The sequence below is a fragment of the Vibrio sp. 1078-1 genome (assembly GCF_033340475.1).
In genome coordinates this window covers 1-6,374 of sequence record NZ_JAWOWM010000036.1, presented here as the reverse complement: position 1 = coordinate 6,374, position 6,374 = coordinate 1, and the positions used below count along the sequence as shown (strand labels likewise).

Below are 6,374 nucleotides of genomic sequence, written 5' to 3'. Positions count from 1 at the left end.
TGTTTTACCGTGGTCAACGTGGCCGATAGTACCAACGTTAACGTGCGGTTTCGTACGTTCAAATTTTTCTTTAGACATGAGTGGTCCCTCTAGGTACGGATTTAGGTGGCCCAAATTGACCACGCAACCAAAAAAGATAATTGGTAAATCTAATATCAAAAGGAAATAAACTTGAGAGCTGGTGCTGATAGGCAGACTCGAACTGCCGACCTCATCCTTACCAAGGATGCGCTCTACCACCTGAGCTATATCAGCACTCAAATTAGAGTGGAGCGGGCAGCGGGAATCGAACCCGCATCATCAGCTTGGAAGGCTGAGGTAATAGCCATTATACGATGCCCGCAACACGTAACTCTGAGAGCTATTTCCTAAAGAATATGGTGGAGGGGGACGGATTCGAACCATCGAAGGCAGTGCCGGCAGATTTACAGTCTGCTCCCTTTGGCCACTCGGGAACCCCTCCAAATTTTCAAGCCATTCAGACTACTAAAGGAAAGAATGGTGCCGACTACCGGAATCGAACTGGTGACCTACTGATTACAAGTCAGTTGCTCTACCTACTGAGCTAAGTCGGCATAAGTGGTGCGCATTCTATTGAATGATTTTCTAGGTTGCAATAGTAATTTGAAAAAAAATCATAAATTTCGATTTTTTAGATTCGTTTGCTGCAAATTCGTACAAACTTAGCTTTTTTAAAGCAAACTTCGACCTTTGTCGTTTGCTTTGAAGTTCGCTTGATGTATGTTCTTGCTTCTATTAAACCAAGGATAAAAGAGACCCATGAGTCCATTTTTGTCATTTGACCGTGCAAATTGGGCCGAGTTAAGAAACTCTGTACCGATGACACTTTCTGAAGACGACTTGACTGCGCTTCAGGGCATTAATGAAAACCTAACCATGGAGGAAGCGGTAGAGATCTACCTTCCTTTGTCTCGTCTTTTGAATCTGTATGTCCAAGCTCGTCAAAGCCGCAATTCCGTATTACAACAATTCTTAAATACAGAGGAACATGCTCCCCCTTTCGTAATTGGTATCGCTGGCAGTGTTGCTGTAGGCAAAAGTACGACTGCTCGTATTCTAACGGCATTGCTTTCTCGTTGGGAGAATCATCCCAAAGTCTCCTTGGTTACAACAGATGGCTTCCTATATCCGAAAAAAGTACTAGAAGAACGCGGTATCATGCATCGTAAAGGCTTCCCTGAATCCTATGATATCAAGCGTTTAGTCGAGTTCATGTCTGACGTAAAGGCAGGAAAGCCCGATCTTGAAGTACCCATCTACTCTCACATCACGTATGACATTACTGATGAACTAAGAAAAGTGGATAGACCGGATGTTCTTATTATTGAAGGTTTAAACGTTCTGCAAAGTGGAATGGACTATCCACATGACCCGCATCGTGTCTTCGTCTCTGACTTTTTAGATTTTTCAATTTATGTCGACGCAGAAACAGAGACCATTGAACATTGGTATGTAGAACGCTTTTTAAAGTTTCGCCAAGGGGCCTTTACGAAACCTGGATCTTATTTTAGCCACTACACACAACTCTCTGTCGATGACGCAAAGAAAAAAGCGAAGCAAATTTGGCATGATATTAATGGGCTCAATTTAGAATTGAATATTCTTCCAACTCGTGAGAGAGCCCACTTGATTCTACACAAAGGCGTTAACCACTTGGTTGATAAAGTCTCGTTGCGAAAGTAATCGAAGATTAGTCACTTTTACGCAACGAGATTTCACCACCAATATAAGTCTCTAGTCCTTGGGAGGTTTCAATTAATATTCCACCTTGATGATCGATGCCTCGAACGACGCCATATACCTCTCTAGGACCAATAAGCAGTTTGACCTGACGATTAAGGAAATTGTCTAACCGATTCCAACGTTCGATAAAGCCAGTAAGTCCTTTCATTTCATATTCGACAAGTGCGGAATTCCAATGCTTGATAAGTGTCATTGCTAGAACATTTCTATCGATCTTGAGACTCTGATTTACTTGGTTCAACGTGGTCCATGGCTGGTCAATCTCAGGCTGGTCGTCAGGCATTCCAATATTCAGGCCCATCCCAATCACTAGATGAGCAGCCCCACCGGCCTGACCCGACATTTCAACCAAGATTCCGGCCAGTTTTTTATCTTGATAATACAAGTCATTCGGCCACTTGAGTTTAACACCTTGCATGCCTACTTCTTCCAGAGCTTCCACTGCGGCAATCCCAATCACCAAGCTCAAGCCCATTGCCGCAGCCATTCCCGCATCCAGTCGCCAATACATAGAGAGATATAAGTTAGAGCCAAACGGTGAGACCCATTGTCTACCGCGGCGACCACGCCCTTGTGCTTGATATTCAGCAATACAAACACGGCCCTTTTCCGAATCCACGACTCTGTCGAGCAAATACTGGTTCGTTGAGTCAATCACAGGGACAAGTTCAACAAGTGACTCCGAGCTAGTGGTCAGGAGTGTCTCGTCTAACAACTGCAATGGTGAAGCTAATTGGTAACCACGCCCTTGCACTCGATAAATATCAATACCCCATTCACTAAGACCTTTAATGTGCTTAGCGATTGCCGCTCTGGAAACATTAAGATCGTCGCCCAACGCTTCTCCTGAATGAAACTCTCCATCACTTAATAACCTTAAAATATGAAGTTTCGTAGAGTGATCTTTTCTCATCTAGATGCCTCGATCTGAGTCAAATTCGTCTCCCCGGTACGATTGAGAAAGCGTACTTCATGCTCAAGTATGATTTGGTATTTATCCCATACCGTCTGCTTCACTAAAGAAGCAAGCGCGACAATGTCATCAGCACTACAATTATCCATGTTGGTCAAAACCAAAGCTTGCATAGGGTTGACCTGCGCACCGTGTACAGACTTCCCTTTTAATCCACACTGATCGATAAGCCAACCAGCAGCAATTTTCATTCCTCCAGAAGCTGGGTAGGCCACTACGTTAGGGTATTTTTTTGTGAGTCGATCATAGTGATCTTGCGTGATCACTGGGTTTTTAAAGAAACTACCTGCGTTACCTATCTTGGTTGGATCTGGCAGTTTTGCCTTTCGCACTTGGCATACTCGTTCGAAGATAGAAGCAGGGCTGAGTTGTTCTTCTGGGATACTTTGTAAAGGACCGTACTGGTTAATCGGCTGCCATTGCTTCGCCAACTTAAGCCCTAATGCGGTGATAAAGCACTTTCCGTGCAACGCATGTTTAAATATGGAATCCCTATAGGCAAACTCACAGTCTTGGGCGTGCATTCTTTTGTTTTCAAACGTAGTTAGATCAAGAACATCTACATAATCACAGATGTCTTTTAGCTCTAGGCCATACGCACCAATGTTCTGAATAGGAGCCGAGCCAGCACAACCTGGAATCAAAGCTAAGTTCTCGATCCCACCGATCCCCTGATTCACACACCAGGAAACCAATTCAGGCCAATCTTCACCACCGGCAATATGTAATAGGTAGTGCTCATCCGTTTCCGTGACTTCTTTACCCATGATTCGATTAACAATCACTAATCCCTCAAAATGTTCTGTAAAAAGAACATTACTTCCTTTACCTAAAAAAAGTTTCGGTAAATGGGTGAATCTTGGGTTTTGAAATAGCTCAATAACATCTTCAAGCGACTCAACGATAGCTAAATAGGAACACGATTGTTCAATTCCAAAAGTATGGTAAGCCTTTAGGCTCGCATTTGTTTTAATTTGCATAGTAGGTTTGCAACACCAGATAAGATTCTCTTAAACTGTCGACATTCTACATTAGTTATCTTTTAACCGCAGTGACAATACCAGACTCATTAATCATAGAAGTGTTAAATCCCATCAAGCTCCCCCTCATTAAGAAACTATACAAAGCGTATTACCCTGCGGGTCGAGCCAAAAAAGATGAATTGATCATTACAGCAAGCCATAAAGGTGAAATCATTGCGTTACTACGTTTAAAAAGTGTAGATAAAGTTCGTCTATTGACAGGAATGTTGGTCATTCCGAAAGTTAGGGGAACAGGGATTGGAAAAAAACTACTAACTCATTGTAAAAACAATGTTTTCACTGATGGCGATTATTGCTTCGCGTTTACACATCTCGAATCCTATTATTCCAAGCATGGATTCACAACAATTGATTGCTCTGAGCTACCACACCCGCTAAAAATGGCATTTCAACGTTATGTAGATAGCGGTAAAGATCTCATTCCAATGCAATTCATCTCTTCAACGACATCAAAACGCGTGCTTTTGTAGCCAGGTAAATCATATCTTTGATAAAATGGCAGGTTCGCAATATTGCACTAAACTAAGGTACTCATACCGATATGATAGTAAGTAGGAATCCATTCGAACAGTTGCCAAGTCTCGCTGTCAATCCGGAAGACTTTGATGTTCTGTATTCAGCAGAATCATTCAGAACCCGTCTTTTAGATGCTATCAGCAAAGCAACGTCGCGAATTTACCTAGTCGCTCTATATCTGGAAGATGATGAAGCTGGACGTGAAATTCTCACTGCGCTTTATGAAGCGAAACAGCGCAATCCTGGGTTGGACATCAATATCTGTGTCGACTGGCATCGAGCGCAGCGTGGCCTGATTGGTGCGGAGACATCTGAGGGTAATTCAGCGCTTTACAAAGCATATGCCAGCAAATACCAACACCCAATCCCTGTCTATGGCATACCAGTGCGTGGCAGAGAAGTTTTTGGGGTACTGCATTTAAAAGGCTTCATTGTCGATGATACTGTTATCTACAGTGGGGCGAGCTTAAATAACGTTTATCTCCATTATCATGAACGTTATCGATTTGATCGTTACCATGTGATTCGACATGAATCTTTAGCGAATTCAATGGTGCAATTCATTCAGGAAGAAATGATTGCTCACCCTGCCGTTAATGATCTTGCAGGAAAAGATAAGCCAGAAACCAAAGAAATTAAGTCGGCGATTCGCCAACTGAGGGCTTCTCTTGCTCAAGCCAATTATAAGTTTGAAGACCAAGCTGCAACAGAAGAAAGCGTAAAAGTCACTCCGTTAGTTGGGCTAGGCAAACGCCGTAATCTACTCAATCAACAGATTGTAAAGTTATTGGCAGCAGCCCAAGACGAAATTTTCATTTGTACGCCTTACTTTAACTTCCCTAAAGCACTTCATCGTGAAGTGAAACGAGCCATGAAGCGTGGTGTGAAAGTAACTATTGTTGTGGGTGATAAAACCGCCAACGACTTTTACATTGCACCTGAGGAAGACTTTAAAACCATTGGCGGACTTCCATATCTTTACGAAGTGAATTTACGTCGCTTTGCGAAAACCAATGAAGCGAATATCGCCGCACGTAAATTGTCAATTCACCTATGGAAGCATGACAATAACAGCTTCCACCTTAAGGGTATTTGGGTTGATAAACGCTATATGCTACTTACTGGGAATAACTTAAATCCACGTGCTTGGTCACTCGACCTAGAAAATGGACTACTCATACAAGACAATTATGCGAAGCTCACTGAGAAGTTTGAAGACGAAGTTTCGCGTATTCTTGAGCATACTCACCTTATCTGTACTTATAAGCAATTAGAGAAAGTAGAAGACTATCCTATAGGGGTACAGCGACTGGTCAGAAAAATTACCCGCCTAAAGGCAGATGGTGTTTTAAAGCGTATTCTTTAGACATCATTTCTCGCTCTAAAGTACGTCGAGATTTTTATACTAAGCCAACCGCTTTAGCAGTTGGCTTTTTCATATAATCCATTTGGAATACTTAACTATTTTCTAGTACCGCTAGTGAGCACATAACCACTTAGATCTAGAGCGACTCTCTTAATGGGTTTGAGCTTTGACGTTTGTGAGTTATTCCGCATAGCTTACAGCCTCGAGCTAAGCTCCCCCTCTCTGTTCTGGCGCTTCTTACCCCTTGGCGATATATTTTTTCTGAGACTCATCAAATGTTCAGCGTCGAAAATCATCACCTCGCTAATGAAGAGCTCCTTCAATCTTTCACCTTCCAATTCTTTTCAAGTCGTTTGATTTTTGAGCCAGGAGAGATTGGGGGTATATATGACACTTTTCTGGATTATGCGCACAGTTCGTTTTTTCTTTCTCATCAAGATTCAAGCCGTTGAACGCCTTTGAATACCATAGATTACTTAGGTTTGTTTGTAGGTCATATTGTCTTTCCACAGCATCAACGGCCTATATTAATTAAAGCCTAGTGTGTAATCACGCAGAGTTCGCTTAGTAGGGATTATGGGGAGTAGTCTAATTAGGTGTAAACACACTTCAGGGAAACGCCGCAGTAGAAACGAAAAAAGCCTCAGTCTTTCGACTGAGGCTTAATATAAGTGGCGGAGTGGACGGGACTCGAACCCGCGACCCCCGGCGT

General features: G+C 42.7%; 5 protein-coding genes and 4 tRNA genes. 3 read left to right on the top strand and 6 right to left on the bottom strand.

Features of this window, described 5'->3' with window-relative positions; translation table 11 throughout:
• Nucleotides 1–179 precede the first annotated feature (179 nt).
• The 4 genes from R7190_RS25200 to R7190_RS25185 form a co-directional block, all read right to left on the bottom strand.
• Nucleotides 180–255, bottom strand: a tRNA-Thr gene (locus tag R7190_RS25200).
• Between the two features lie 13 nt (nt 256–268).
• A tRNA-Gly gene (locus tag R7190_RS25195) sits at nt 269–343 on the bottom strand.
• 35 nt (nt 344–378) lie between these two features.
• Nucleotides 379–463, bottom strand: a tRNA-Tyr gene (locus R7190_RS25190).
• Between the two features lie 36 nt (nt 464–499).
• Nucleotides 500–575, bottom strand: a tRNA-Thr gene (locus R7190_RS25185).
• 205 nt (nt 576–780) lie between these two features.
• Here R7190_RS25185 and coaA point away from each other — a divergent pair.
• Nucleotides 781–1,704 (top strand): type I pantothenate kinase, encoded by a 924-nt coding sequence (coaA, locus tag R7190_RS25180; protein WP_005388683.1) that lies wholly within the window; start codon nt 781–783, stop codon nt 1,702–1,704.
• A 7-nt stretch (nt 1,705–1,711) separates the two neighbouring features.
• On the opposite strand, the gene birA is transcribed toward coaA, so the two are convergent.
• The gene (gene birA, locus R7190_RS25175) at nt 1,712–2,677 is read right to left on the bottom strand and encodes a bifunctional biotin--[acetyl-CoA-carboxylase] ligase/biotin operon repressor BirA (protein WP_033907505.1); all 966 of its coding nucleotides are present in this window, start codon (nt 2,675–2,677) and stop codon (nt 1,712–1,714) included.
• On the bottom strand, nt 2,674–3,717 hold the full coding sequence (murB, locus tag R7190_RS25170) for a UDP-N-acetylmuramate dehydrogenase (RefSeq protein WP_033907506.1): 1,044 nt from the start codon (nt 3,715–3,717) through the stop codon (nt 2,674–2,676). The genes birA and murB overlap by 4 nt, the downstream gene beginning before the upstream one ends.
• Before the next feature lie 101 nt (nt 3,718–3,818).
• On the opposite strand from murB, the gene R7190_RS25165 reads away from it, so the two are divergent.
• On the top strand, nt 3,819–4,250 hold the full coding sequence (locus R7190_RS25165) for a GNAT family N-acetyltransferase (protein ID WP_017821963.1): 432 nt from the start codon (nt 3,819–3,821) through the stop codon (nt 4,248–4,250).
• A gap of 71 nt (nt 4,251–4,321) precedes the next feature.
• Nucleotides 4,322–5,662, top strand: coding sequence for a CDP-diacylglycerol--serine O-phosphatidyltransferase (gene pssA, locus R7190_RS25160; RefSeq protein WP_033907507.1), 1,341 nt, complete (start codon nt 4,322–4,324; stop codon nt 5,660–5,662).
• The last annotated feature ends 712 nt before the right edge of the window (nt 5,663–6,374 follow it).

Excerpts from the sequence above, each read along its gene's own strand:
- coaA (WP_005388683.1), top strand. The coding sequence starts at position 781 with ATGAGTCCATTTTTGTCATTTGACCGTGCAAATTGGGCCGAGTTAAGA.
- birA (WP_033907505.1), bottom strand. The coding sequence starts at position 2,677 with ATGAGAAAAGATCACTCTACGAAACTTCATATTTTAAGGTTATTAAGT.
- murB (WP_033907506.1), bottom strand. The coding sequence starts at position 3,717 with ATGCAAATTAAAACAAATGCGAGCCTAAAGGCTTACCATACTTTTGGA.
- pssA (WP_033907507.1), top strand. The coding sequence starts at position 4,322 with ATGATAGTAAGTAGGAATCCATTCGAACAGTTGCCAAGTCTCGCTGTC.